The following is a 23,891-nucleotide window of genomic DNA, read 5'->3' on the forward strand; positions in this document are numbered from 1 at the left end:
AGGATCAGCTTGTCACTTGCAGCTTGTAACTTGCAACTTAGAGAATGTACCGCGACAGGTCTTCGTTCTGCGCCAGTTCGCCCAGGTGGCTGTTGACGTAGGCCGCGTCGATGCTGATTGGCGCTTCGTCGTGGCTGCTGGCCAGGTCGCCGGCGCTGAACGACACCTCCTCAAGCAGACGCTCGAGCAGGGTGTGCAGGCGACGGGCACCGATGTTCTCGGTTTTCTCGTTGACCTGGTAGGCGATCTCGGCCAGACGCTTGATGCCGTCGGCGGCGAACTCGATGTTCAGGCCTTCGGTCTTGAGCAGCGCGCTGTATTGCTCGGTCAGCGACGCGTGCGGCTCGCGCAGGATCCGCTCGAAGTCTTCCGGGGTCAGCGCCTTGAGTTCGACACGGATCGGCAGGCGACCCTGCAGTTCCGGTACCAGGTCGCTGGGTTTGCTCAGGTGGAAAGCGCCGGAAGCGATGAACAGGATGTGGTCGGTCTTGACCATGCCTAGCTTGGTGTTGACCGTGCAGCCTTCGATCAGCGGCAGCAGGTCACGTTGCACGCCCTCGCGCGAGACATCCGCGCCGCCGACATTGCCGCGCTTGGCGACCTTGTCGATCTCGTCGATGAACACGATACCGTGCTGCTCCACCGCTTCGAGCGCCTTGGCCTTGAGTTCTTCCTCGTTGACCAGGCGACCGGCTTCTTCGTCGCGCACCATCTTCAGCGCTTCCTTGACCTTCAGCTTGCGGGTCTTGCGCTTGCCCTTGCCCATGTTGGCGAACAGGCTCTGCAGCTGGTTGGTCATCTCTTCCATGCCGGGCGGCGCGGCGATTTCGACGCCGACATTGTCAGCCACCTCGATCTCGATTTCCTTGTCGTCCAGCTGGCCTTCGCGCAGGCGCTTGCGGAACAGCTGGCGGGTGTTGGAATCGCTGCTGGTCTGCGCGGCTTCCTCGTTGAAGCTCGAGGCCCGCGCCTGGGGCAGCAGGGCGTCGAGGATGCGGTCTTCGGCGGCGTCCTCGGCACGGTGGCGCACGCGGATGATTTCCTGCTCGCGCAGCATCTTCAGCGCAGCGTCAGCCAAGTCGCGGATGATCGACTCGACATCACGCCCGACATAGCCGACCTCGGTGAACTTGGTCGCTTCGACCTTGATGAACGGCGCGTTGGCCAGCTTGGCCAGGCGGCGGGCGATTTCGGTCTTGCCGACGCCGGTCGGGCCGATCATCAGGATGTTCTTCGGCGTCACTTCGGCGCGTAGCTCGGCAGGCAGCTGCATGCGCCGCCAGCGGTTGCGCAGGGCGATGGCCACGGCGCGCTTGGCGTCATCCTGGCCAATGATGTGACGGTTGAGTTCGTGGACGATCTCGCGGGGGGTCATGGACATGGTCAGTACGGTCCTGAAGCGGAGTGTTCGGCGTGGAAAAGTCCCGCCGTGGGCGGGACGCCAGAACAGCAGATCACTCGGCCAGGTCCTGCTCCTCGATGGTCAGGTTGTGGTTGGTGAACACGCAGATGTCACCGGCGATATTCAAGGCGGTTTCGGCGATTTCGCGCGCCGATAGGTCGGTCTTGTTGAGCAGGGCGCGGGCAGCGGCCTGGGCATAGGCGCCACCGGAGCCCATGGCGATGAGGCCGTCTTCTGGCTCGACCACGTCACCGTTGCCGGTGATGATCAGCGAGGCGTCCTTGTTGGCCACCGCCAGCATGGCCTCCAGGCGGCTCAGCGAACGGTCGGTGCGCCATTCCTTGGCCAGTTCGACGGCGGCGCGAATCAGGTGGCCCTGGTGTTTCTCCAACTGCCCCTCGAAGCGCTCGAACAGGGTGAAGGCGTCGGCGGTGGCACCGGCGAAGCCGGCGATGACCTGGCCGTGGTACAGGCGCCGAACTTTTTTCGCGTTGCCTTTCATCACGGTGTTGCCGAGGGATACCTGGCCGTCGCCGCCCATGACGACTTTGCCGTTACGGCGGACAGAAACGATGGTGGTCAAGGGAGAGTCTCCACGCAGCGGGGCAAAATTGCCTGATGCAGACTCATATGGGGGGAAGGATGAAGAGTTTCAAGCTTGAAGCTACGAGCGGTAGGAAAAGCAGATGCAAGCTGCAAGCAAAAGCAGATCAGGCTTTTGCTTGAAGCTTGCAGCCGCGTCTCAGGCCTGGTGGCAAACGTGTCCGTCGACCAGGGTATAACGCACCGTGGCCGGCAGGCAGTGGCCGATGAACGGGCAGTTGTCGCCGCGTGAGTGCCAGCGCTCGCCAGCTACGGTCGAGGCTTGCGGGTCGAACAACACCAGGTCGGCGGCGGCGCCGACTTTCAGCTCGCCGGCTGGCAGACGCAGGGCCTGGGCCGGGCCACTGCTCAGGCGAGCGAGCAAGGTCGGCAGGTCGAGCAAACCCTCTTCGACCAAGGTCATGGCCAGTGGCAGCAACAGCTCGACACTGCTGATACCGGGCTCGGTAGCACCGAACGGCGCCAGCTTGGCATCGCGCTCGTGGGGCTGATGGTGACTGGAAATTGCCTGGATCACGCCAGACTTCACCGCCTCGCGCAGGCCATCGCGGTCCGCCGCGGTGCGCAGCGGCGGTTGTACGTGGTACAGGCTGGAAAATTCGCGCAGCGACTGATCGGTGAGAATCAGCTGATACAGCGCGACGTCGGCCGTCACCGGCAAGCCTAGCTGCTGCGCCTGTGCGATCAGGCGCGCGCCACGGGCGCTGGTGATCTGGGTGAAGTGAGCACGTACGCCGGTTTGCTCCACCAGCAGCAGGTTACGCGCCAAGGCCACGGTTTCAGCGGTTTCCGGAATGCCCGGCAAACCGAGGAAGCTTGCCATTGCTCCTTCGTGGGCCAGCCCGCCCTGGGACAGGTCACGGTCCTGGGAGTGGAACACCACGGTCAGGTCGAAGGTGGCCGCGTACTCCAGCGCGCGGGCCAGGGTACGGTTGTTGGGGATCTCCTTGAGGCCGTTGCCGAACGCCACGCAGCCGGTATCGCGCAGGGCGACCAATTCAGCCAGTTGCTCGCCCTCCAGGCCCTTGGTCAAGGCGCCGATCGGGTAGACCTTGCTGTTGGCGGCTTCGCGGGCGCGATCGAGGATCAGTTCGGCGACCGCCGAGGTATCGAGCACCGGCTTGGTCTGCGGTGGGCAGCACAGGCTGGTGACCCCGCCAGCCACCGCTGCGCGAGTTTCGCTGGCGATGGTGCCTTTGCGGCTGTAGCCGGGCTCGCGCAGCGATACGCCCAGATCGACCAGGCCAGGGGCGGCTACCAGGCCGCTGGCGTCAATCGTGCGGCCGGCGCTGAAGCCCGCGGGGCTGGCGCCGATCGCCACGATGCGGCCACTGTCCAGGTGCAGGTCGGTGACCTGGTCCAGGCCACTGTTGGGGTCGATGACCCGAGCGCCAAGAATGCTGATGGTCACTGGGCGTTCTCCTGCTCGAATTGACGTTGCGCGTTCTGCCCGCTCATGGCCATGGACAGCACGGCCATGCGCACGGCGATGCCGTAGGTGACCTGGTTGAGAATCACCGAATGTTTGCCATCGGCCACTGCCGATTCAATCTCCACGCCACGGTTGATCGGGCCCGGGTGCATGACGATGGCGTCGGGCTTGGCCGCGGCCAGGCGCGCCGTGGTCAAGCCGAACAGGCGGTAGAACTCGCCCTCGCTGGGCAGCAGGCCGCCGGCCATGCGCTCGCGCTGCAGGCGCAGCATGATCACCACGTCGACGTCTTTCAGGCCTTCGGCCAAGTCGGTGTAGACCTTCACCCCGTACTGCTCGATGCCAATCGGGATCAGGGTCTTCGGACCGATTACGCGGATGTCCGGGCAGCCCAGCGCCTTGAGCGCCAGCATGTCGGAGCGGGCCACGCGCGAATGCAGGATATCGCCAACGATGGCCACCGACAGGTTCTCGAAGCTGCCCTTGTGGCGGCGGATGGTCAGCATGTCGAGCATGCCCTGGGTCGGGTGCGCGTGGCGGCCATCACCGCCGTTGATCACGGCGACATCCGGGCACACGTGCTCGGCGATGAAATGCGCCGCGCCCGAATCGGAATGGCGCACGACGAACATGTCTGCCGCCATGGCTTCCAGGTTGCGCAGGGTATCGAACAAGGTCTCGCCCTTGCTGGTCGAGGAAGTCGAGACGTTCAGGCTGATCACATCGGCCGACAGGCGTTGGGCCGCCAGCTCGAAGGTGGTGCGGGTACGGGTCGAGTTCTCGAAGAACACGTTGCACACGGTCTTGCCGCGCAGCAACGGAACCTTCTTCACGGCCCGGGCGCCGACCTCGAGGAACGAGTCGGCAGTATCGAGGATCTCGGTGAGCAGTTCGCGGGGCAAACCGTCGAGCGAGAGAAAATGGCGCAGCTGGCCCTGATCATTGAGCTGCAGCGGGCGCTTGGCGTCGGTAGGCGTCATCGCGGGGGACTCTTAAAGGGCAGAAGCGGTGGCGAGGTCCTGGCGCTCGAGGGCGAGCGGCGCGGGTCCGGTCAATTTTACCCGTTCATGGGGCGCCAGCGACAAGGTGGCACCCAGCACGTTGGGGCGGATGGGCAGTTCGCCGGCATCCAGGTCGAGCAGGCAGACCAGGGTCACGCTGGCCGGACGGCCATAGTCGAACAGCTCGTTGAGGGCAGCACGGATGGTGCGACCGCTCATCAGCACGTCATCGATCAGTACCAGGTGCTGGCCCTCGACCTCGAAGGGCAGCTCCGAAGGCCGAACTTGTGGATGCAGGCCGTTCTGGCTGAAGTCATCACGGTAGAACGACACATCCAGGCTACCCAGCGGGCTTTGGTCGGCGAGTTCCTGTTGCAAGGCCTGGGCAACCCAGACGCCGCCGGTGCGAATGCCGATGAAACGCGGCTGGTCGATATGGCGGCGGGCCAGGTGGGCGCGAAGGTCGACGGCCATCTGCCGGATCAGCTCGGCGGGATTGGGTAGGCTCATTGCGTGTCTCCAGGAGGGCGCCGGGGTAGGGGGATGCCCCGGTAAACGCGGGAATTCAGGTGTTGGCCTCCAGCCAGCCTTGCAGCAGCAGGGCCGCGGCGATGGCATCGACCGGGTTGTCACGGTAACTGCCGCGCTGACCGCCACGGGCCAGGCGCTCGCCCTTGGCTTCGAAGGTGGTCAAGCGTTCGTCGTGGGTATGCACCGGCAGGTTGAAGCGGCCATTGAGACGGCGGGCGAATTTCTCGGCGCGGGCGCTCATTTCGCTCGGCGTGCCGTCCATGTTCAGCGGCAGGCCGACCACCATCGCATCGGGTTTCCATTCGGCGACCAGGCGTTCGACCTGGGCCCAGTCCGGCACGCCGTTCTGCGCCTTGAGGGTGCACAACTCGCGGGCCTGACCCGTAATGACCTGGCCCACGGCGACGCCGATCTGTTTACTGCCATAGTCGAAGCCCAGCAACAGGCGCAGCGGCGCCATCAGGCGTGCCCTGCCTGGCTGGTGAGCAGGCTCAGGTTGATGCCCAGGCTGCGTGCCGCCGCGCCCAGGCGCTGCTCACTGTCCATGGCGAAGAGAATGTCGGGATCGAACGGGCAGTTGAGCCAGGCGTTGTCGGCAAGCTCGGCCTCCAGCTGGCCGGCTTCCCACCCGGCGTAACCCAAGGTGATCAAGCTCTGTCGTGGCCCGACGCCCTCGGCGATGGCGAACAGCACATCTTGCGAGGTCGACAGCGACAGCCCCTGCAGCTCGACGGTGGCCTGGTAGGTGCACTCACTGCTGTGCAGGACGAACCCGCGGTCGGTCTGCACCGGCCCGCCCTGGTAGATGGGCACTTGTAGAGTGCTGGCCGCCGGCACTTCGTCAGGGCGCAACTGCTCGAGAATGTCGGCCAGGTTGAGCTCCTGCGGGCGATTGACCACCAGGCCCATGGCGCCATTGGCGTTGTGCTCGACGATGTACGTGAGGGTCTGGGCAAAGTTCGGATCGGCCATGTGCGGCATGGCGATCAGAAACTGATGCTTGAGGTAGCTCGGGGTGAGGTTTTTCATGGGGGATAGTGTGGCGCCAGGTGGCCGGGCTGACAAGCTGCGGATGCGTGTAGTCGATGTTGAGGTTTGCCCCGATCCGGGTGGATTCGGCCAGGCAGTGATTGCCTGTGACTGATCAGTTGCTGGACAGCCGATCACCACGGGCGAAGCGCCAGGTACGGATGATCTCCAGGCGATCGAACTCGGCCAGATCGCCGGTGAACGGCGCAAACGGTGCAGCCAGTCGCACGATACGCTGCGCCGCCTGGTCCAGTACCGGCTGGCCGGACGATTCCAGTACCAGTACCTCATACAGCGAACCATCACGGTTGATCGACACCATCATCCGCAAGTTGCCATAGATCTGCTGGCGGCGCGCTTCGTCGGGGTAGTTGAGATTACCGACCCGCTCGACCTTCTTGCGCCACTCCTCTTTGTACCAGGCGCCCTTGTCGCGCATGGTCGAGGCCGCATTGAGGCGATGAATGCGCGGGCGCTTGGCATACATCTGTTGCTCGTTGGAGAGTTCCGCCTCGAGGCTGGCGATCTGGCTGGACAGCTGCGAGCTGTCGAATTCGGGGGTGGCCGCGGGCTTGGGCTGCGCCTTGCTTTCCTTGGGCTTGGGTTCGACCTTCTGCGCTTTCGGCGCCTTGCTCGCCACGGCGGACTTCTCGGGCTTGGGTGGTGGGGCGACTTCAGGCTTCAGCGCGGGTGGGGGGGTGACTTTGTTGATCTTGCTGTCCTGGAACGGCGCCAGCTCGGTGGTGGTGGGCACCGCTTTCTTTTCCAGGATGCCACTGCCCTGCTGGTTGTCCTGGGCTTGGAAGTCGGCTTTTTCCGGTGCCTTTTCGCTCTTGAAGGTGGCCAGGGTGATGTCCATGGTCTGGCGCACTTCGGCCGGTTTGACCACGCTGAAACCCACGCCGAGGATCAGCGCCAGGTGCGCCAGGGCGGCCAGGAACAAGGCGAAGCCGAGCCGGTCCAGCGGGCGTACGCGCGGTGGCAACAGGTCGGCGGGGATGTCGGCGGGCAGCGTCATCAAGTATCCAGGGTGTTCGAGCTACAAGCTGCAAGCTTGAAGCTGCAAGTACCGACAGCGCGGCCTGGGCCGGCACGCGGGCTTGCAGCTTGTGGGCTGGGCATCATACCTCACTCTGGCAGGGTTGCCGTGGGTCGGTGGTCAGCGGGCCTTGAGCTGGCGATCAATGGCATCCATCAGCTTGCCGCCGATGTCGGTGTCGTAGGCCGCGTCGATTTCGCGGATGCAGGTCGGGCTGGTGACGTTGATTTCGGTGAGGTAGTCGCCGATCACGTCGAGGCCCACGAACAGCAGGCCCTTCTCGCGCAACACCGGGCCGACCTGGGCGGCGATCCAGCGGTCGCGCTCGGTCAGCGGCCGTGCTTCGCCGCGCCCGCCGGCGGCCAGGTTACCGCGGGTTTCGCCGCTGGCCGGGATACGCGCCAGGCAGTAGTCGACCGGCTCGCCGTCGATCATCAGGATGCGCTTGTCGCCATCGACGATCTGCGGCAGGTATTCCTGCGCCATGATCTGCTGGGTGCCGTGCTGGGTCAGGGTCTCGAGGATCACCGAGAGGTTCGGGTCGTCCTTGCGGTGACGGAACACCGAGGCGCCGCCCATGCCGTCCAGCGGCTTGAGGATGACGTCGCCACGGCTGTTGGCGAACTCGCGCAGGATATCGACCCGGCGGCTAACCAGGGTGGGCGCCATGCACTGGGCAAACTGGGTGGCGAACAGCTTCTCGTTGCAGTCGCGCAAGCTTTGTGGTCGGTTGACCACCAGCACGCCCTCGCGCTCGGCCTGCTCGAGCAGGTAGGTGCTGTAGACGAATTCCATGTCGAAGGGCGGGTCCTTGCGCATCAGGATCACGTCCAGCTCCGCCAGGGCGGCGTCCTGCTCCTCGCCCAGCTCGAACCAACGCGCCGGATCGGCGAAGACTTTCAGCGCACGCATCTGCCCACGGGCCTGGCCTGCGCCCAGGTAGAGATCACGCTGCTCCAGGTAGAACAGCTCCCAGCCGCGGGCCTGGGCGGCCAGCAGCATGGCCAGCGAGCTGTCCTTCTTGTAGGAGATGGACGCGATCGGGTCCATGACAATGCCGAGGCGAACGCTCATGGGGAGTTCCTCTTGGCGGCCGTTGGCCGCAGTGAATCGAAAGAAAAGTGGCTCAGGGTGGCGCTGTCCGCGCCACCGGTCAAGGGCCGGGGGGGCCCAGGCGGCAAGTGGCAAGCGATGAGCTGCAAGAAAAAGCGGGGCGGCGTCCGCAGCGGATTTTTCTTGCAGCTTATCGCTTGGCGCTTCAAGCTTGCAGCTTGCAGCGCCAACGACGATCCTGACGGGTAGGGCTCTATGGAACAACCTCTGAAGGTGATGGTGATCGACGATTCCCGCACGATCCGCCGCACCGCGCAGATGTTGCTCGGCGAAGCGGGCTGCGAGGTGATCACCGCCAGTGATGGCTTCGATGCCCTGGCCAAGATCGTCGATCACCAGCCGCAGATCATTTTCGTCGACGTACTCATGCCGCGTCTTGACGGCTATCAAACCTGCGCGGTGATCAAGCACAACAGTGCCTACCAGGACATTCCGGTGATTCTGCTGTCCTCGCGCGATGGCCTGTTCGACAAGGCTCGCGGCCGGGTGGTCGGTTCCGATCAGTTCCTGACCAAACCATTCAGCAAGCAAGAACTGCTCGACGCGATCAGGGCCCACGTGCCCGGTTTCGCCGTGCCCGAACAATCCGCACCCTGACCGCGCTACGCTGGCGCGGCCTCAATTGCCTGATGGGGAAACAGCATGGCCCGAGTTCTGATTGTCGACGACTCGCCGACAGAGATGTACAGATTGACCGGATGGCTGGAGAAGCATGGTCACCAGGTGCTCAAGGCCAACAATGGTGCCGACGGTGTCGCCCTGGCCCGCCAGGAACGCCCCGATGCGGTCCTGATGGACATCGTGATGCCCGGCATGAACGGCTTCCAGGCCACTCGCCAGTTGAGCAAAGACCCGGAAACCAGCGCCATTCCCGTGGTGGTGGTGACCACCAAGGACCAGGAGACCGACCGCATCTGGGCCACTCGCCAAGGTGCGCGGGACTTCCTCACCAAGCCGGTGGAAGAAGACGCGCTGATCGCCAAGCTCAAAGAGGTGCTGGGCGCTTGACCACGCGCCCGCAAGGCGCGTCGCTGACCGCCTTCGAGCTGTTGCTGGACATCGACCGGCGCTGCCGCCTGCTGGTCGCCGACCAGCCGCCCCAGGACACTCGCCTGCAGCAGTGGAGCGGCATTGGTTTTCGCATCGCTGGGCAATGGTTCGTCGCGCCCATGGGTGAGGTCGCCGAGGTGTTGCGTGAACCGCGCAGCAGCCGGGTGCCGGGCGTCCAGCCGTGGGTCTGTGGCGTGGCCAACCTGCGCGGTCGGCTGTTGCCGGTGATGGACCTGAGCAGTTTTTTCGGTCTAGGTCCGGCGGCGCCTGGCAAACAGCGCCGGGTACTGGTGCTCGACCATGAAGACCTGTTCGTCGGCCTGTTGGTCGACGAGGTGCTGGGCCTGCAGCATTTCGACCTCAGCAGCCTGCAACTGGCGCCGCCGCAGCCGTTACTGCGAGCCGCCACGCGCTACGTGCAGGGGCATTTCCCGCGCGAGCGCAACTGGGCGATCTTCAGCCCCTTCGCCCTGGCCCAGGCGCCGGGGTTTCTTGACGTGGCGCTATAGGACTCTGCAACGTGAACCAGCCGGCCATCCCCGTCGCCCCCGCCAGCATGACCCCGCGCACGCGCAGCATCGTGCAGATCACCGTGCTGTTCGTGATCCTGATCCTGTCGATCATCCTGCTGTTCGCCAACTTCGCCTACCTCAACACCCAGGCCAACCACGACAAGCAATACATCGGCCACGCCGGCGAGTTGCGCGTGTTGTCCCAGCGCATCGCCAAGAACGCCACCGAAGCGGCCGCAGGCAAGGCGCTGGCGTTCAAGCTGCTGGCCGATGCGCGCAACGACTTCGAACGGCGCTGGAGCTACCTGCGTGAAGGCGACCCGTCCACGGGCCTGCCGGCCGCGCCGGCTGCGGTACGCGACGAAATGCAAGCGGTCGGCCAGGACTGGGAAAACCTGCGTAAGAACACCGATACCATCGTTGCCAGCGAGCAGACCGTGCTGTCGTTGCACCAGGTCGCGGCGACCCTGGCCGAGACCGTGCCGCAGTTACAGGTCGAATACGAGAAAGTGGTCGAAATTCTGCTGCAAAGCGGTGCCCCGGCCAACCAGGTGGTGGTCGCCCAGCGCCAGTTGCTGCTGGCCGAACGCATTCTCGGCTCGGTCAACACGGTGTTGGCCGGCGATGACAGCGCGGCCCAGGCGGCCGATACCTTCGGCCGCGACGCCAGCCGCTTCGGCCAGGTGCTCGAGGGCATGCTCGGCGGCAACCCGGCGATCCAGGTGACCCGCGTCGAGGATGCCGATGCCCGTGCACGACTGGCGGAGATCGCCGAGCTGTTCCAGTTCGTTTCTGGCTCGGTCGACGAAATTCTCGAAACCTCGCCCGAGCTGTTCCGCGTAAGAGAGGCGGCGGGCAACATCTTCAGCCTGTCGCAGACCCTGCTCGACGAGGCTTCGCACCTGGCCAACGGTTTCGAGAACCTGGCCGGGGGGCGCACGCTGGATACCGCGGGTGGTTATGCGCTGGGCCTGCTGGCGCTGGCTTCGATCATCCTGATCGGCCTGGTGATGGTACGCACCACCCACCGGCAGTTGCGCGAAACCGCCGAAAAGAACGAACGCAATCAGCAGGCGATCATGCGCCTGCTCGATGAGATCGAAGAGTTGGCCGACGGTGACCTGACCGTCACCGTGTCGGTGACCGAGGACTTCACCGGGGCCATCGCCGACTCGATCAACTACTCGGTCGACCAATTGCGCGATCTGGTGGCCACCATCAATCACAGTGCCGAGCAGGTCGCGGCGGCCGTGCAGGACACGCAGAACACCGCGCGCCAGTTGGCCAAGGCGTCGGAGCATCAGGCCGAACAGATCAGCGAGGCTTCCGAGGCGGTCGGTGACATGGTCGAATCGATCGACCGGGTTTCTGCCCACGCCTATGAGTCGGCCAAGGTCGCTGAGCGCTCGGTGGCCATCGCCAACAAAGGTAACGAGGTGGTGCACAACACCATCGACGGGATGGACAACATTCGCGAGCAGATCCAGGACACCGCCAAGCGGATCAAGCGCCTGGGCGAGTCTTCCCAGGAAATCGGCGACATCGTTAGCCTGATCGACGACATTGCCGACCAGACCAACATCCTCGCCCTCAATGCGGCGATTCAGGCATCGTTGGCGGGCGAGGCCGGACGAGGTTTCGCCGTGGTCGCCGACGAGGTGCAACGCCTGGCCGAACGTTCGTCGTCAGCCACCCGGCAGATCGAGGCCCTGGTGCGCACCATCCAGGCAGACACCAACGAAGCGGTGATCTCCATGGAGCAGACCACCGCCGAAGTGGTGCGCGGTGCGCGGCTGGCGCAGGATGCCGGGGTAGCCCTGGCCGAGATCGAAGGGGTGTCGCAGAACCTGGCTGAACTTATCCACAGCATCTCTGATGCTGCCCAGCTGCAGACGTCTTCGGCAGGGCAGATTTCCCACACCATGGCGGTGATCCAGCAGATCACCGCGCAGACCTCTGCAGGCTCCGGCGCTACCGCCGACAGCATCCGCCATCTGGCGCGCATGGCCAGCGAGATGCGGCGCTCGGTCTCGGGCTTCACCCTGCCGGCTCCTGCCGAGCGCAGTTGAGGATGACCCCATGGCTTCAGCCGTAATAAGCCCCGAGCGCCACGATACCGTGGCCCTGGCCTGGACCCGCGCGGCGATTTTCGACTGCCTGAGCCAGGCCCGTCAGGCCCTGGAGCGCTTTGCTGGCGATACTGGCGATGTGTCGATGCTGGCCTTCGTTGTGGATAACCTGCACCAGGTGCACGGCTGCTTGCGCATGCTGCAGCTACGCGGTGCCACGCGCCTGGCCGAAGAGCTGGAACTGCTGGCCAAGGCGTTGGCCGATGGCCAGGTCAGCCCGCGTGGCGACTGCCTGGGGCCGCTGTTTCGTGGCCTTGAGCAGTTGCCTGCGTACCTGGAGCGTTTGCGCGGTGCTCGCCACGACCTGCCGTTGGTGATGCTGCCGCTGCTCAACCAACTGCGTGCCTGCCGCGGCGTCGAGCCGTTGGCTCAGGCCAGCCTGATCAGCGACGCCACGCAGGGCTTGGCCGGCGCCGCGGACCTGGCGAATCTCGATCTGTCGCTGGGTAACTGGCGCGAGCAGATGCAAGCCGGGCCCGGCCGGGATGCCCTGCGCTCGGTGATCACTGCCCTGTGCGACGACCTGATGCGAATCAAGGAGCGTCTGGATCAGTTCGTGCGCGGCGATCGCCAGCACAACGAAGACCTGGATGAGTTGCTCGCGCCGCTGCGCCACGTTGCCGACACCTTGGCGGTGCTGGGATTTCAGCAGCCGCGCCGAGTGATCATCGATCAGGTGCTGGCGCTGCAAGCCCTGGCGCAGGGCGAGCGGGTGGTCGCCGATGCGGTGCTGATGGATGTCGCCGGCGCGCTGTTGTACGTGGAGGCCACCCTCAACGGCATGGTCCTGCCGCTCGAAGAAAGCGCGCAGGGGCCGATGCCCGGCTCCGATCTCGGCGAGATCCGCCAGCTGGTGCTGAACGAATGCCTGGTGGTATTGCAGCAGGCCAAGGACCTCACCGGCGATTGCCTGGAATCGGGCTGGCCGCGCCAGCACCTGCAACCGCTGCCTGGGCTGTTGCTGCAAGTGCGCGGGGCCTTGGCCATGCTGATGCTGCCGGCCGCCGCCGAGGTCTTCGCCGGTTGTGCAGACTATGTGCAGGGCTGGCTGCAACAGCCCCAACTGCAGCCGCCGACAGCAGAGCTCGACCACCTGGGCGACGCGCTCAGTGCCGCTGAATGTTACCTGCAGTGGCGAGTGGCTGACCCCTTGGCTGACGCTCAGCGTTTTCTCGACCTCGCGCGCAATAGCCTGGTCGCGCTCGGCGTGCGCAGCTGCCCTGGCGATCCACTCGATCCACAGCCAGGCAGTGAGGGCGGCGACGACGATCGGCTCGACCCGCAGCTGCTGGAAATTTTCAGCACCGAGGCGCAAGAGCACCTCGCCAGCCTGGCTGCCTTTCTGCACGGCGCCGACGGCCAGGGCAGCGAGGTCAGCGACGAGCTGCAACGGGCCTTGCACACCCTCAAGGGCAGCGCGGCGATGGCCGGTGTCATGCCGATCGCCGAACTGGCCACGGCCTTCGATCGCCTGGTGCGCGAGTACCGGGACCACCAGCTACCCCTGCAAGACACAGAACTGCACTGGTTGCACAGTGCACATGCGCTGTTTTGCCGTGGCCTGGAGCAGCTGGCCAGCACCCCGCTGGCGGCCATCGCTGGCGCCGCGCAGTTGATCGAGCAGGTCAGCCAAGCCGTGGACCTGCGCCTGGCCAGCCTGCATGCCGAGCCGCAGGCTGCGCGTCAGGGCAAGCGCGATCCGCAGCTGACCGCCCGGTTTCTGGCCGAGGCAATGGATAGCCTGTCGAACGCCGAATCGCTGCTGGCACGTTGGCAGCAGCAGCCGCACCAGCGCGATGCCTTGGACAGCCTGCTCGACGAATTGACCCACCTCGGTCACGCCGCGCATCTGGCCGATTTGTGGCAGATGGACGCCGTGTGTGAGGCATTGCTGGACCTCTATGGTGCAGTCGAAGAGGGAAGCCTGGGCGCCAGCACGCCATTTTTCAACGTGGCGCAACTCGCCCATGAAGCCCTGCTCGACATGCTCGACCAAGTGGCCGCCGGACAGCAGGTCAGCCCCCGGCAGGATTGCCTGGACGCCTTGCGCGGCCTGTTGGAGGGCGCCTTGGCCGGCGACGCCATGGGCGTGGTCAGCCGTGATGGCGTGACCCCGCTCACTGACTTGGCCGATGAAGATGAAGAGGCGCAAAGCCCGGGCGATCAAGAGCTGCTGGAGGTCTTTCTCGAAGAAAGCTCCGACATCGTCGAAAGCGCCGCCGAGTCCCTGGCGCGCTGGCAGGCCGAGCCACGCAATGGCGCCGAGGTCGACAACCTGCTGCGCGACCTGCATACCCTCAAAGGCGGTGCGCGCATGGTCGAGATCGCCGCAATCGGCGACCTGGCCCATGAACTGGAGTTTCTCTACGAGCTGCTCGCCGCTGGGCGCCTACCGCCCAGCCCGGCGTTGTTCGCCTTGCTGCAGAACTGTCACGACCGCCTGGCGCACATGCTCGATGCCGTGCGCCTGGGCCAGCCGTTGCACGCTGCCACGGCGCTGATCGACTACATTCGCAATTTCAGCAGCGCCGCCCTGACCGACAGCGCCGCCGGCCAGCCGACCCTCGAGGCATCAGCCGTCGAGGTGCCGGCGACGGCGCCAGAGCGTGCCCCCGGCGACATGGTCAAGGTCGATGCCGAGCTGCTTGACGACCTGGGTAACCTGGCCGGCGAGCATTCGGTGATTCGCGGGCGTATCGAGCAGCAGGTCAACGACGCCCAGTTCGCCCTCAACGAGATGGAAACGACCCTGGAGCGCATGCGCGATCAGTTGCTGCGCCTGGACATCGAGACCCAAGGGCGCGTCAGCAGCCGCCAGGCGCTCGAAGGCGACGCCTATGAGGACTTCGATCCGCTGGAGATGGACCGCCATTCCCAACTGCAACAGCTGTCGCGAGGCCTGTTCGAGTCCGCGTCGGACCTGCTCGATCTGAAGGAAACGCTGACCCAGCGCGCCCAGGAGGCCTACAGCCTGTTGCAGCAGCAGGCGCGGGTCAACAGCCAGTTGCAGGAAGGCTTGACCGCCACCTTGATGGTGCCGTTCGAACGCCTGGTGCCGCGTTTGCAGCGCGTGGTGCGCCAAGTCGCCAGCGAGCTGGGCAAGCAGGTCGAACTGGTGGTCGGCAATGCCGAGGGCGAGTTGGACCGCAGCGTGCTCGAACGCATGGTCGCGCCCCTTGAACACATGTTGCGCAATGCCGTCGACCACGGTCTGGAAGCGCGCGATGTGCGCCTGGCCGCTGGCAAGCCGGAGCAGGGCACGATTCATCTGAACCTGCTTCATGAGGGTGCCGACATCGTCATCGAAATGTCCGATGACGGCGCGGGCGTGCCCCTGGAGGCGGTACGGCGCAAGGCGATCAAACGCGGCTTGCTGGACCCGCAGGCGCAGCTGAGCGATCACGAGATTCTGCAGTTCATCCTGCGTCCTGGCTTCTCCACCGCGCAGAAGATCACGCAGATTTCCGGGCGCGGCCTGGGCATGGACGTGGTCCATGAAGAGGTCAAGCAGTTGGGCGGCTCGATGACCATCGAGTCTGCCCAGGGCAAGGGGGCGCGCTTTCTGATTCGCCTGCCGTTCACCGTGTCGATCAACCGCGCCTTGATGGTGCACCTTGGCGAGGAGCAGTACGCCATCGGCCTGAATACCATCGAGGGCATCGTGCGGGTACCGCCAGCGGAGCTGGCTGCCTGCTATGAGCAGGCTGTTCCTCGCTATGTGTATGCCGGCCATGCTTATGAACTGCGCTACCTCGGCGAATTGCTGCAGGGCTCGCCGCGCCCGGTATTGCTGGGGCAAAGCGTACCGCTGCCGGTGCTGCTGGTGCATTCGCAGGAGCAGTCCTTCGCCATTCAGGTCGACAGCCTGTCGCCGAGCCGGGAGATCGTGGTGAAGAGCCTGGGGCCGCAGTTCGCTGCGGTGGCCGGGTTATCCGGGGCGACCTTGCTCGGTGACGGGCGGGTGGTGCTGATTCTCGACCTGCTGGGCCAGCTGCGCGGTCAACAGCGGCGCTTGGCACGGTTGCCAGGCGGCAACGCTCCGCAGCGCGGCCTGCTTGGCCCGGCGCCGCGCCGCGCGGCCTTGGTGATGGTCGTGGACGACTCGGTGACCGTGCGCAAGGTCACCAGCCGCCTGCTGGAGCGCCACGGCATGAGCGTACTGACCGCCAAGGACGGGGTCGATGCCATGGCCCAGTTGCAGGAACACCGGCCCGACGTGCTGTTGCTGGACATTGAAATGCCGCGCATGGACGGCTTCGAGGTTGCCACGCGCATCCGTCAAGACCCGCGCTTGCGAGACCTGCCGATCATCATGATCACCTCGCGCACCGGGCAGAAGCACCGCGACCGGGCCATGGCCATCGGGGTCAACGACTACCTGGGCAAACCTTATCAGGAGTCGGTGCTGTTGCAGAGCATCGCCCACTGGAGCCAGATCCATGCTTGAGCTGATCGCCGGACAACGCAGCAGTCTGACGGGGCTGCTGTTGCCGCTGGGCGACCGCACGCTGGTGCTGCCGAATGTCGCCGTGGTCGAGTTGATCGGCCAGCGTAACCTGCATTGCGAACCGGGCGATCCGGCCTGGCACCTGGGCTGGATCGACTGGCGCCAGCAACGGCTGCCGCTGATTGGCTTCGAGGCGGCCTGCGGCGGCGTGACAGCGTGCGGTGAGCGCGCGCGCATCGTGGTGCTCAACGCACTCGGTGACACCGGGCTGCGCTACCTGGCAGTACTGCTGCAGGACATCCCGCGTTCGTGCAAGCTGGACAGCCAGCTCAATTACGTCGATGTGCCGCTGGCGAGCCTGGAGCTGGCTGCCGTGCAGGTCGGCGAGCAGGTTGCCCGCGTCCCCGACCTGGCCGGCCTGGAAAGACTGGTGCGCCAGCAGCAGCTCTGAGCGGCAGCTGCAGCTCGCCGCTTGAAACTTGCCGCGCCTCGCGCGGTCTGCTTTTCCATGTACTACGGTGAACGTTTCAATGCCTGGACCCACCTGGTGGGCGCTGTGCTGGCCTGTATCGGGGCCAGCTGGCTGATCGTCAGTGCCGGGTTGCAGGGCGATCCCTGGAAAATCGTCAGCTTTTCCATCTATGGCGGCACCTTGATGCTGCTGTACAGCACTTCCACTCTCTATCACAGCACCCGCGGGCGGGCGAAAGTGATCATGCGCAAGCTCGATCACTTGTCCATCTACCTGCTCATTGCCGGAAGCTACACACCGTTCTGCCTGGTCAGCCTGCGCGGACCGTGGGGCTGGAGCCTGTTCGGCGTGGTGTGGGGCCTGGCGCTGATCGGTATGCTGCAGGAGATCAAGCCACGCTCCGAGGCGCGCATTCTCTCGATCGTCATCTACGCCGTGATGGGCTGGATCGTGCTGGTGGCGGTCGGGCCGCTGCTGCACAAGCTGGGCAGCGCCGGCTTCATCTGGCTGGCCGGCGGCGGCGTGTTGTACACCATCGGCATCATTTTCTTCGCGCTGGACAGCCGCCTTCGTCACGCCCATGGCATCTGGCACCTGTTCGTCATCGCCGGCAGCCTCATGCATTTCGTGGCGGTTTCACTGTACGTGCGTTAGAAATCGCCCCACAACTGCTGGGCCACCGCGAGCGCCACCACCGGTGCGGTTTCGGTGCGCAACACCCGCGGACCCAGCCGTGCTGCGTGGAAGCCCGCGGCCTTGGCCTGTTGCACTTCTGCCTCGCTCAAACCGCCCTCGGGGCCGATCAGGAACGCCAGCGTCGTCGGCCTGGCATGGCTGGTCAGTGGCTCGGCGACCGGGTGCAGCACCAGCTTGAGGTCGGCGTCGCTGCGCTCGAGCCATTCGGCCAGAGTCACTGGCGGATGAATTTGCGGCAGGGTCGAGCGGCCGCACTGTTCGCAGGCACTGATCGCCACCTGGCGCCAGTGTGCCAGGCGCTTGTCGGCGCGCTCGTCTTTCAACCTGACTTCACAGCGCTCGCTGACGATGGGGGTAATCGCATTGACGCCGAGCTCGGTGGCTTTCTGAATGGCCCAGTCCATGCGCTCGCCGCGCGACAGACCCTGGCCCAGGTGGACGTGCAGGGGTGAGTCCGGCTGGCCGGGGAGGGCTTGGTCGAGGCTGACGCGCACGGTCTTCTTGCCGACTTCGAGCAACCGGCCGAGGTATTCCTGACCGCTGCCGTCGAACAGTTGCACAGCATCGTCAGGGGCCATGCGCAGCACACGGCCGATGTAGTGGGCCTGGGCTTCAGGCAGGTCATGTTCACCCAGGCTCAGGGGCGCGTCGATGAAAAAGCGGGACAGTCTCATGGTTCAGCTCGGCATGTGAAATGGGCAGCGTCCCTTACAGGGACTGGCGTTTGCGCTGGATTCAGCCCGGATCGCGGAAGTCGGGGTGGAAATCGGCTGGTACTGCCACGCTGACACTGTCGCGGGTGGCAATGTCGATGCCTTCGCTGGCAACCTCGGCCAGAAAGTCGATCTGCTCCGGGGTGATCACGTAGGGCGGCAGGAAGTACACCACGCTGCCCAGCGGGCGCAACAATGCGCCGCGGCTCAGCGCATGCTCGAAGACCTTCAGGCCGCGGCGCTCCTGCCAGGGGTAGGCGACCTTGCCGGCTTTGTCCTTGACCATCTCGATGGCCAGGGCCATGCCGGTCTGGCGGATCTCGGCGACGTGGGCATGCTCGCTCAGATGGGCACTGGCACTGGCCATGCGCGCCGACAGGGCCTTGTTGGCCTCGATCACGTTGTCTTGCTCGAAGATATCCAGGGTCGCCAGGGCCGCCGCGCAAGCCAGTGGGTTGCCGGTGTAGCTGTGCGAATGCAGAAACGCGCGCAGGGTCGGGTAATCGTCGTAAAAAGCCTGGTACACCTTGTCGGTGGTCAGGCACGCTGCCAGCGGCAGGTAGCCACCGGTCAGCGCCTTGGACAGGCACAGGAAGTCCGGGCTGATGCCGGCTTGCTCGCACGCGAACATCGTGCCGGTGCGGCCGAAGCCCACGGCGATTTCGTCGTGGATCAGGTGCACGTCATAGCGATCGCAGGCTTCGCGCAGGAGCTTGAGATAGACCGGGTGATACATGCGCATGCCACCGGCGCCCTGGATCAGCGGCTCGACGATCACCGCCGCAAGGCTTTCGTGGTGCTCGGCCAGGGTTTGCTCCATGGCGGCGAACATGTTGCGCGAGTGCTCCTCCCAGCTCATGCCCTCCGGGCGCAGGTAGCAGTCGGGGCTGGGCACCTTGATGGTGTCCAGCAGCAACGCTTTGTAAGTCTCGGTGAACAGCGGCACATCGCCCACCGACATTGCCGCAATGGTTTCACCGTGGTAGCTGTTGCTCAGGGTGACGAAGCGTTTCTTGGCCGGCTTGCCGATGTTCTGCCAGTAGTGAAAGCTCATCTTCAGCGCCACCTCGATGCACGAGGAGCCGTTGTCGGCGTAGAACACCCGATCGAGCCCGGCTGGGGTCATGGCCACCAGGCGTTCGGACAGCTCGATCACCGGCTGATGGCTGAAGCCGGCCAGGATCACGTGCTCCAGCTGGTCGACCTGGTCCTTGATGCGCTGGTTGATGCGCGGATTGGCGTGGCCGAACACATTGACCCACCAGCTACTGACGGCATCCAGGTAGCGCTTGCCGTCGAAGTCCTCGAGCCACACGCCCTCACCGCGGCGGATCGGTATCAGCGGCAGTTGTTCGTGGTCTTTCATCTGGGTGCAGGGGTGCCACAGGACCTTGAGGTCGCGTTGCATCCACTGATCGTTGAGGCCCATCGGTACTTCTCCTGGCTTTGCAGCGTGCGTTGACCGCGTAAGCCTAAGCAATGCCAGGGGGCAGGACAACCGCCAGTGCGTCAATGGCGATTGGTGCGCGTCCATTGCAGCTTGCGCACATGCACACTGCCGGCCTCGGAAGTGGAGATGGTCAAGCGGCGAAATGGCCCGGCCAGCACCTGGTGAGAAGGCTCGCTGGCGAGCGGGCCGGGCTTGAAGTCGGTGAATCCACTGCCCGAGAGGGTCAGCCAATAGACACTGCGCCGCTCAGCGGCCACGCTCGCCGCGGTTTCTTGCCCCTCCGGCAGCGGTTGCTGAGCAACAGGCCGTTGGCTTTGCACGTAGTATTCAAGGCGCAGGCTGGCGATCTCATGGCTGAAGCTGATTTGCACATCGCTGTGCTCGTTAATCACCAGTTCCGCGCCCCACTCGCCCGTCGCCGCCTCCCGTTGTCTGATCCAGCAGGTGCCATTGGCCGATATCTGCAAACCCGACGGCGTCGTCATGGTCTGCCTGGGGTGCAAAAACTGCGGCACCACCTGATCGAAATGCTCTTCATAGGTCATGCGCAGCTCCTTCTGTCGGTTTTATCGACGACCTCCGCTAGCTTCGCTTGGTGGCAATAGGCCTGGCTACTGGTAAAAATGCCAGTTGCGTGAAGCACTTGATATCACTGTGGTGGCAGGGTCCTGAGACCTGACGTATTCTTAACGCATCGTCTCCAGGGGCAGCCTTGCCTCTCCCATCCCCGTAATTTCAACTCGGAGTTCGCCGACATGGCTGCTGCTTGGGTGCGCCTGTGCGCGTTGGTATTGATCGGTGTGTCCAGCGGCGCCGCGCTGGCGAAGGACAAGACACCTGAGGCAATCGTGGTAGGCGGTGGACTGGCGGGCCTCACCGCAGCCTACGAACTGCAGAGCAAGGGCTGGCAGGTCACTTTGCTGGAGGCCAAGTCAGGCATGGGCGGGCGTTCGGGCCTGGCCACCAGCGAGTGGATCGGCAACGCCAAGGTGCAGCCGGTGCTCAATCAGTACATCGACCGCTTCAAGCTTGAAACGCTGCCCGCGCCAGAATTCGTGCGCACCCCGAGCTACCTGATCGACGGCGAGTACTTCAGTGCCAGCGATCTGGCGACCAAGCAACCGGCGACCGCTGAAGCGCTCAAGCGTTATGAGAAGACCCTCGACGACCTGGCCCGCTCGATCGACGACCCGCTCAACCCGCAGGCGACCAGTACGCTGTTCGCGCTCGACCAGATCAACGTGTCCAGCTGGCTCGACAAACTGCAGCTGCCGGCCACTGCCCGCCAGCTGATCAACCAGCAGATCCGTACCCGCTACGATGAGCCGTCCCGCCTCTCGCTGCTGTATTTCGCCCAGCAGAGCCGTGTCTATCGCGGCGTCAGCGACCGCGACCTGCGTGCCGCGCGACTGCCAGGCGGCAGCCCGGTGCTGGCCCAGGCGTTCGTCAAGCAGTTGAAGACCATCAAGACCAGCGCACCGGTCACGGCCATCGTGCAGGACAAGGACGGGGTAACGGTCAAGGCCGGTACCACTGACTACAAGGCCGATTATGCAGTGGTGGCGGTTCCGCTGCGGGCGCTGGCCAAGATCCAGATGAGCCCGATGCTCGACACCAAGCATGTGGCGGCGCTGCGCGGGACCAACTACGGCTGGCGCGACCAGCTGATGCTGAAGTTCAAGCAGCCGGTTTGGGAAAGCCGGGCGCGCATGTCGGGCGAGATCTTCAGCAATACCGGGCTTGGCATGCTGTGGATCGAACCTGCGCTCAAGGGTGGCGCCAACGTGGTAGTCAACCTGTCCGGTGACAACGCGCGGCTGCTGCAGGCCTTCGGTGACAAGCAGATGGTCGATCAGGTGCTGATCCGCCTGCACGCCTTCTATCCACAGGCCCGCGGTGCCTTCACGGGCTATGAGGTCAAGCGCTACAGCGTCGACGCCGGCACCGGCGGCGCCTATCTGGCCTATGGCCCGGGCCAGATCAGCAAGTACTGGCGCCTCTGGGAGCGACCGGTGCAACGCGTAGCCTTCGCCGGGGAACACACCGATGCGATGTATCCAGGGACGCTCGAAGGCGCCTTGCGCAGCGGTCAGCGCGCCGCCGGACAAGTGCAGGAGCTGCTGGCCGGCAAGTCGTTCGACCCGGTCAGCGCCACGGCCGTCGCGGCAGCTGCTGCGACGGGGGCGGTGGCGGCGAAGAAGGACAGTGGCGGGTTCTTCTCGCGCCTGTTCGGGAGCGCCGACAAAGCTGAAGCGAAGCCAGCGGTGCTGACCCAGGCTGAGCAGGCGGGCCCGGCCCCGGCCCCGGCCCCAGCACCAGTAGCGGCGCCTGCTCCTGCCCCTGCGCCGGCGGCCGTGGTCAAGCAAGCGCCGGCCAAGACTGCCTCGGCCAAGACGCCTGCAGCCAAGCCTGCACCTGCGCACAAACCTGCGCACAAGCCAGCGCAGCCGAAGAAGGCCACGGTCAAGACCGAGCCTGCGAAAAAACCGGCGGCCAATACGCAAGCCAAGGCCAACTGATCAGCGGTCAGCGCATCATGGCGGCGGCGCATGCCGTCGCCATGCCGGCGCAACCGTGACAGCGTTTAATTCCCCGACTACCGTTAACGTTTCCTTAATAGGAAGCACACACACTAACTATCGGATTTCTCGATTATCCGAAGCAATTTTTTAAGATTTATTTCGATACGTTTGGCGTTAGTCTGTGCACAGCTTTCACGGGGAAACACGCTCATCATGCGATTGCGCAATTCACCTTCACGTTATGGTGCGGTCAGCATCGTCCTGCACTGGGCGGTTGCACTCGCTGTATTCGGGTTGTTTGGCCTGGGCTTGTGGATGGTCGGTCTCGACTACTATGACCCCTGGCGCAAGGCGGGCCCCGACCTGCACAAAAGCATTGGCCTGACCTTGCTGGCGGTGATGGTGTTGCGTGTGCTTTGGCGATTCATCAGCCCGGCTCCGCCAGCACCTGCCAGCCATGGCGCCTTCACCCGCGTTGCCGCCAAGTTGGGTCACCTGGCGCTGTACCTGGGATTGTTCGCAGTGATGATCGCCGGCTACCTGATCTCCACCGCCGACGGCGTTGGCATTCCGGTATTCGGTCTGTTCGAAGTGCCGGCGCTGATCAGCGACCTGCCCGACCAGGCCGATGTGGCCGGGGTGATCCACTTGTGGTTGGCCTGGGGTTTGGTGATCTTCGCCGTATTGCATGCCCTGGCTGCCTTGAAGCACCATTTCATCGACCGTGACGCGACCCTCAAGCGCATGCTGGGCCGCAAAGCTTGATTCTCAACCTCAATTGCAAAGGAAGGAAGTAAGGATGTTGAAAAAGACTTTTGCCGCCCTGGCCCTGGGTACCGCCCTGTTGTCCGCAGGCCAGGCCATGGCCGCCGAGTACAAGATCGACAAGGAAGGCCAGCACGCGTTCGTCGACTGGAAGATCAGCCACTTGGGCTACAGCTTCATCCACGGCACGTTCAAGGAATTCAGTGGCGACTTCAGCTGGGACAGGGCCAAGCCTGAGGCCAGCAAGATCAACGTCGATCTGAAAACCGCCAGCCTGTGGTCCAACCATGCCGAGCGTGACAAGCACATCGCCAGCAAGGACTTCCTGGATGTCAGCAAGTACCCGGATGCCAAATTCGTCTCCACCAGCGTCAAGTCCACCGGCGAGAAGACCGCTGATGTCACCGGTGACCTGACCCTGCACGGCGTGACCAAGCCGGTGACCTTCAAGGCCACCTTCAATGGCGAAGGCAAAGATCCTTGGGGCGGCGAGCGCGCCGGTTTCAACGCCAAGACCACGCTGAACCTGAACGACTTCGGCATCAAAGGTCCAGGCCCGACTTCGCAGACGCTGGATCTGGATATCAGCCTGGAAGGCGTCAAGCAGAAGTAGTTCTGCTGCTAGGGAGAACCCTGCGCAGGCCTGCCTGCTCAGGGTTTTTTTGTGTTCGCCACAGCGTTTTCTGCGCCGACGAGACCGAGCGCCGCCCACGCGGCGCATCGCGAGCTGCGCTCGCTCCTACGAACTATCGCGTCGTACGTAGGAGCGAGCGCAGCTCGCGATGCCCCAAACGCCACCATCGCGCCGTACGTAGGAGCGAGCGCCGCTCGCGATGCCCCAAACGCCACTATCGCGTCGTACGTAGGAGCGAGCGCAGCTCGCGATGCCCCAAACGCCACCATCGCGCCGTACGTAGGAGCGAGCGCAGCTCGCGATGCCCCAAACGCCACCATCGCGCCGTACGTAGGAGCGAGCGCAGCTCGC

22 protein-coding genes are annotated in these 23,891 nt (G+C 64.6%); 10 read left to right on the top strand and 12 right to left on the bottom strand.

The features are described 5' to 3' along the window. Window positions 1-37: 37 nt before the first annotated feature. The 9 genes from hslU to gshB form a co-directional block, all read right to left on the bottom strand. Complete coding sequence (gene hslU / locus FS665_RS14710) at window positions 38-1,381, bottom strand: ATP-dependent protease ATPase subunit HslU (RefSeq protein ID WP_145189688.1); 1,344 nt, start codon at window positions 1,379-1,381, stop codon at window positions 38-40. 73 nt (window positions 1,382-1,454) lie between these two features. Beyond that, window positions 1,455-1,985 carry an ATP-dependent protease subunit HslV gene (gene hslV / locus FS665_RS14715; RefSeq protein WP_023533032.1) on the bottom strand — a complete coding sequence of 177 codons (531 nt, stop codon included), beginning with the start codon at window positions 1,983-1,985 and terminating at the stop codon, window positions 1,455-1,457. A 159-nt stretch (window positions 1,986-2,144) separates the two neighbouring features. Then, on the bottom strand, window positions 2,145-3,416 hold the full coding sequence (locus FS665_RS14720) for a dihydroorotase (protein WP_145189690.1): 1,272 nt from the start codon (window positions 3,414-3,416) through the stop codon (window positions 2,145-2,147). Next, window positions 3,413-4,417, bottom strand: coding sequence for an aspartate carbamoyltransferase catalytic subunit (locus FS665_RS14725; RefSeq protein WP_145189692.1), 1,005 nt, complete (start codon window positions 4,415-4,417; stop codon window positions 3,413-3,415). The genes FS665_RS14720 and FS665_RS14725 overlap by 4 nt, the downstream gene beginning before the upstream one ends. Window positions 4,418-4,429: 12 nt before the next feature. Further along, complete coding sequence (pyrR, locus tag FS665_RS14730; protein WP_145189694.1) at window positions 4,430-4,948, bottom strand: bifunctional pyr operon transcriptional regulator/uracil phosphoribosyltransferase PyrR; 519 nt, start codon at window positions 4,946-4,948, stop codon at window positions 4,430-4,432. Between the two features lie 55 nt (window positions 4,949-5,003). Next, window positions 5,004-5,429, bottom strand: coding sequence for a Holliday junction resolvase RuvX (ruvX, locus tag FS665_RS14735; protein WP_145189697.1), 426 nt, complete (start codon window positions 5,427-5,429; stop codon window positions 5,004-5,006). After that, window positions 5,429-5,998, bottom strand: coding sequence for a YqgE/AlgH family protein (locus FS665_RS14740; RefSeq protein WP_145189700.1), 570 nt, complete (start codon window positions 5,996-5,998; stop codon window positions 5,429-5,431). The genes ruvX and FS665_RS14740 overlap by 1 nt, the downstream gene beginning before the upstream one ends. A 115-nt stretch (window positions 5,999-6,113) precedes the next feature. Then, window positions 6,114-7,016, bottom strand: a complete 903-nt coding sequence (locus FS665_RS14745; protein ID WP_145189703.1) for an energy transducer TonB — start codon at window positions 7,014-7,016, stop codon at window positions 6,114-6,116. Between the two features lie 141 nt (window positions 7,017-7,157). Further along, a complete protein-coding gene (gshB, locus tag FS665_RS14750) occupies window positions 7,158-8,111 on the bottom strand; it encodes a glutathione synthase (protein WP_145189708.1) in 954 nt (317 codons plus the stop codon). A gap of 234 nt (window positions 8,112-8,345) precedes the next feature. On the opposite strand from gshB, the gene FS665_RS14755 reads away from it, so the two are divergent. Genes FS665_RS14755 through FS665_RS14785 form a run of 7 tightly spaced genes read left to right on the top strand, consistent with a single transcriptional unit; the run spans window position 8,346 to window position 17,414 of the window. After that, window positions 8,346-8,747 (top strand): PleD family two-component system response regulator, encoded by a 402-nt coding sequence (locus FS665_RS14755; protein WP_145189711.1) that lies wholly within the window; start codon window positions 8,346-8,348, stop codon window positions 8,745-8,747. 45 nt (window positions 8,748-8,792) lie between these two features. Then, the gene (pilH, locus tag FS665_RS14760; RefSeq protein ID WP_145189714.1) at window positions 8,793-9,158 is read left to right on the top strand and encodes a twitching motility response regulator PilH; all 366 of its coding nucleotides are present in this window, start codon (window positions 8,793-8,795) and stop codon (window positions 9,156-9,158) included. Next, on the top strand, window positions 9,155-9,709 hold the full coding sequence (locus tag FS665_RS14765) for a chemotaxis protein CheW (RefSeq protein WP_145189717.1): 555 nt from the start codon (window positions 9,155-9,157) through the stop codon (window positions 9,707-9,709). Before pilH ends, FS665_RS14765 begins: the two co-directional genes overlap by 4 nt. Before the next feature lie 47 nt (window positions 9,710-9,756). Beyond that, window positions 9,757-11,781, top strand: coding sequence for a methyl-accepting chemotaxis protein (locus tag FS665_RS14770; RefSeq protein WP_256675101.1), 2,025 nt, complete (start codon window positions 9,757-9,759; stop codon window positions 11,779-11,781). 10 nt (window positions 11,782-11,791) lie between these two features. Beyond that, on the top strand, window positions 11,792-16,288 hold the full coding sequence (locus FS665_RS14775; RefSeq protein ID WP_145189723.1) for an Hpt domain-containing protein: 4,497 nt from the start codon (window positions 11,792-11,794) through the stop codon (window positions 16,286-16,288). Further along, window positions 16,281-16,739, top strand: coding sequence for a chemotaxis protein CheW (locus FS665_RS14780; protein WP_145189726.1), 459 nt, complete (start codon window positions 16,281-16,283; stop codon window positions 16,737-16,739). The genes FS665_RS14775 and FS665_RS14780 overlap by 8 nt, the downstream gene beginning before the upstream one ends. 57 nt (window positions 16,740-16,796) lie before the next feature. Beyond that, complete coding sequence (locus tag FS665_RS14785; RefSeq protein WP_145189729.1) at window positions 16,797-17,414, top strand: hemolysin III family protein; 618 nt, start codon at window positions 16,797-16,799, stop codon at window positions 17,412-17,414. Here the strand turns inward: FS665_RS14785 and FS665_RS14790 are convergent. From FS665_RS14790 to FS665_RS14800, 3 genes are all read right to left on the bottom strand, one after another. Continuing rightward, on the bottom strand, window positions 17,411-18,130 hold the full coding sequence (locus FS665_RS14790) for a 16S rRNA (uracil(1498)-N(3))-methyltransferase (protein WP_145189732.1): 720 nt from the start codon (window positions 18,128-18,130) through the stop codon (window positions 17,411-17,413). The genes FS665_RS14785 and FS665_RS14790 overlap by 4 nt on opposite strands. Window positions 18,131-18,191: 61 nt before the next feature. Beyond that, a complete protein-coding gene (locus FS665_RS14795) occupies window positions 18,192-19,598 on the bottom strand; it encodes an adenosylmethionine--8-amino-7-oxononanoate transaminase (protein ID WP_145189734.1) in 1,407 nt (468 codons plus the stop codon). An 80-nt stretch (window positions 19,599-19,678) separates the two neighbouring features. Continuing rightward, complete coding sequence (locus tag FS665_RS14800) at window positions 19,679-20,164, bottom strand: hypothetical protein (RefSeq protein ID WP_145189737.1); 486 nt, start codon at window positions 20,162-20,164, stop codon at window positions 19,679-19,681. 210 nt (window positions 20,165-20,374) lie between these two features. Here FS665_RS14800 and FS665_RS14805 point away from each other — a divergent pair, with 210 nt between their 5' ends. The 3 genes from FS665_RS14805 (at window position 20,375) to FS665_RS14815 (ending at window position 23,519) form a co-directional block, all read left to right on the top strand. Beyond that, on the top strand, window positions 20,375-22,138 hold the full coding sequence (locus FS665_RS14805) for a flavin monoamine oxidase family protein (RefSeq protein ID WP_145189739.1): 1,764 nt from the start codon (window positions 20,375-20,377) through the stop codon (window positions 22,136-22,138). 216 nt (window positions 22,139-22,354) lie between these two features. After that, the gene (locus FS665_RS14810; RefSeq protein ID WP_145189742.1) at window positions 22,355-22,906 is read left to right on the top strand and encodes a cytochrome b; all 552 of its coding nucleotides are present in this window, start codon (window positions 22,355-22,357) and stop codon (window positions 22,904-22,906) included. A gap of 34 nt (window positions 22,907-22,940) precedes the next feature. After that, complete coding sequence (locus FS665_RS14815; RefSeq protein WP_145189745.1) at window positions 22,941-23,519, top strand: YceI family protein; 579 nt, start codon at window positions 22,941-22,943, stop codon at window positions 23,517-23,519. Window positions 23,520-23,891: the final 372 nt, after the last annotated feature.

Source organism: Pseudomonas sp. URMO17WK12:I11, assembly GCF_007677725.1.
Taxonomy (GTDB): domain Bacteria; phylum Pseudomonadota; class Gammaproteobacteria; order Pseudomonadales; family Pseudomonadaceae; genus Aquipseudomonas.

Excerpts from the sequence above, each read along its gene's own strand:
- hslU (WP_145189688.1), bottom strand. The coding sequence starts at position 1,381 with ATGTCCATGACCCCCCGCGAGATCGTCCACGAACTCAACCGTCACATC.
- FS665_RS14725 (WP_145189692.1), bottom strand. The coding sequence starts at position 4,417 with ATGACGCCTACCGACGCCAAGCGCCCGCTGCAGCTCAATGATCAGGGC.
- pyrR (WP_145189694.1), bottom strand. The coding sequence starts at position 4,948 with ATGAGCCTACCCAATCCCGCCGAGCTGATCCGGCAGATGGCCGTCGAC.
- ruvX (WP_145189697.1), bottom strand. The coding sequence starts at position 5,429 with ATGGCGCCGCTGCGCCTGTTGCTGGGCTTCGACTATGGCAGTAAACAG.
- FS665_RS14740 (WP_145189700.1), bottom strand. The coding sequence starts at position 5,998 with ATGAAAAACCTCACCCCGAGCTACCTCAAGCATCAGTTTCTGATCGCC.
- FS665_RS14745 (WP_145189703.1), bottom strand. The coding sequence starts at position 7,016 with ATGACGCTGCCCGCCGACATCCCCGCCGACCTGTTGCCACCGCGCGTA.
- gshB (WP_145189708.1), bottom strand. The coding sequence starts at position 8,111 with ATGAGCGTTCGCCTCGGCATTGTCATGGACCCGATCGCGTCCATCTCC.
- FS665_RS14755 (WP_145189711.1), top strand. The coding sequence starts at position 8,346 with ATGGAACAACCTCTGAAGGTGATGGTGATCGACGATTCCCGCACGATC.
- pilH (WP_145189714.1), top strand. The coding sequence starts at position 8,793 with ATGGCCCGAGTTCTGATTGTCGACGACTCGCCGACAGAGATGTACAGA.
- FS665_RS14770 (WP_256675101.1), top strand. The coding sequence starts at position 9,757 with ATGACCCCGCGCACGCGCAGCATCGTGCAGATCACCGTGCTGTTCGTG.
- FS665_RS14775 (WP_145189723.1), top strand. The coding sequence starts at position 11,792 with ATGGCTTCAGCCGTAATAAGCCCCGAGCGCCACGATACCGTGGCCCTG.
- FS665_RS14780 (WP_145189726.1), top strand. The coding sequence starts at position 16,281 with ATGCTTGAGCTGATCGCCGGACAACGCAGCAGTCTGACGGGGCTGCTG.
- FS665_RS14785 (WP_145189729.1), top strand. The coding sequence starts at position 16,797 with ATGTACTACGGTGAACGTTTCAATGCCTGGACCCACCTGGTGGGCGCT.
- FS665_RS14790 (WP_145189732.1), bottom strand. The coding sequence starts at position 18,130 with ATGAGACTGTCCCGCTTTTTCATCGACGCGCCCCTGAGCCTGGGTGAA.
- FS665_RS14795 (WP_145189734.1), bottom strand. The coding sequence starts at position 19,598 with ATGGGCCTCAACGATCAGTGGATGCAACGCGACCTCAAGGTCCTGTGG.
- FS665_RS14800 (WP_145189737.1), bottom strand. The coding sequence starts at position 20,164 with ATGACCTATGAAGAGCATTTCGATCAGGTGGTGCCGCAGTTTTTGCAC.
- FS665_RS14805 (WP_145189739.1), top strand. The coding sequence starts at position 20,375 with ATGGCTGCTGCTTGGGTGCGCCTGTGCGCGTTGGTATTGATCGGTGTG.
- FS665_RS14810 (WP_145189742.1), top strand. The coding sequence starts at position 22,355 with ATGCGATTGCGCAATTCACCTTCACGTTATGGTGCGGTCAGCATCGTC.
- FS665_RS14815 (WP_145189745.1), top strand. The coding sequence starts at position 22,941 with ATGTTGAAAAAGACTTTTGCCGCCCTGGCCCTGGGTACCGCCCTGTTG.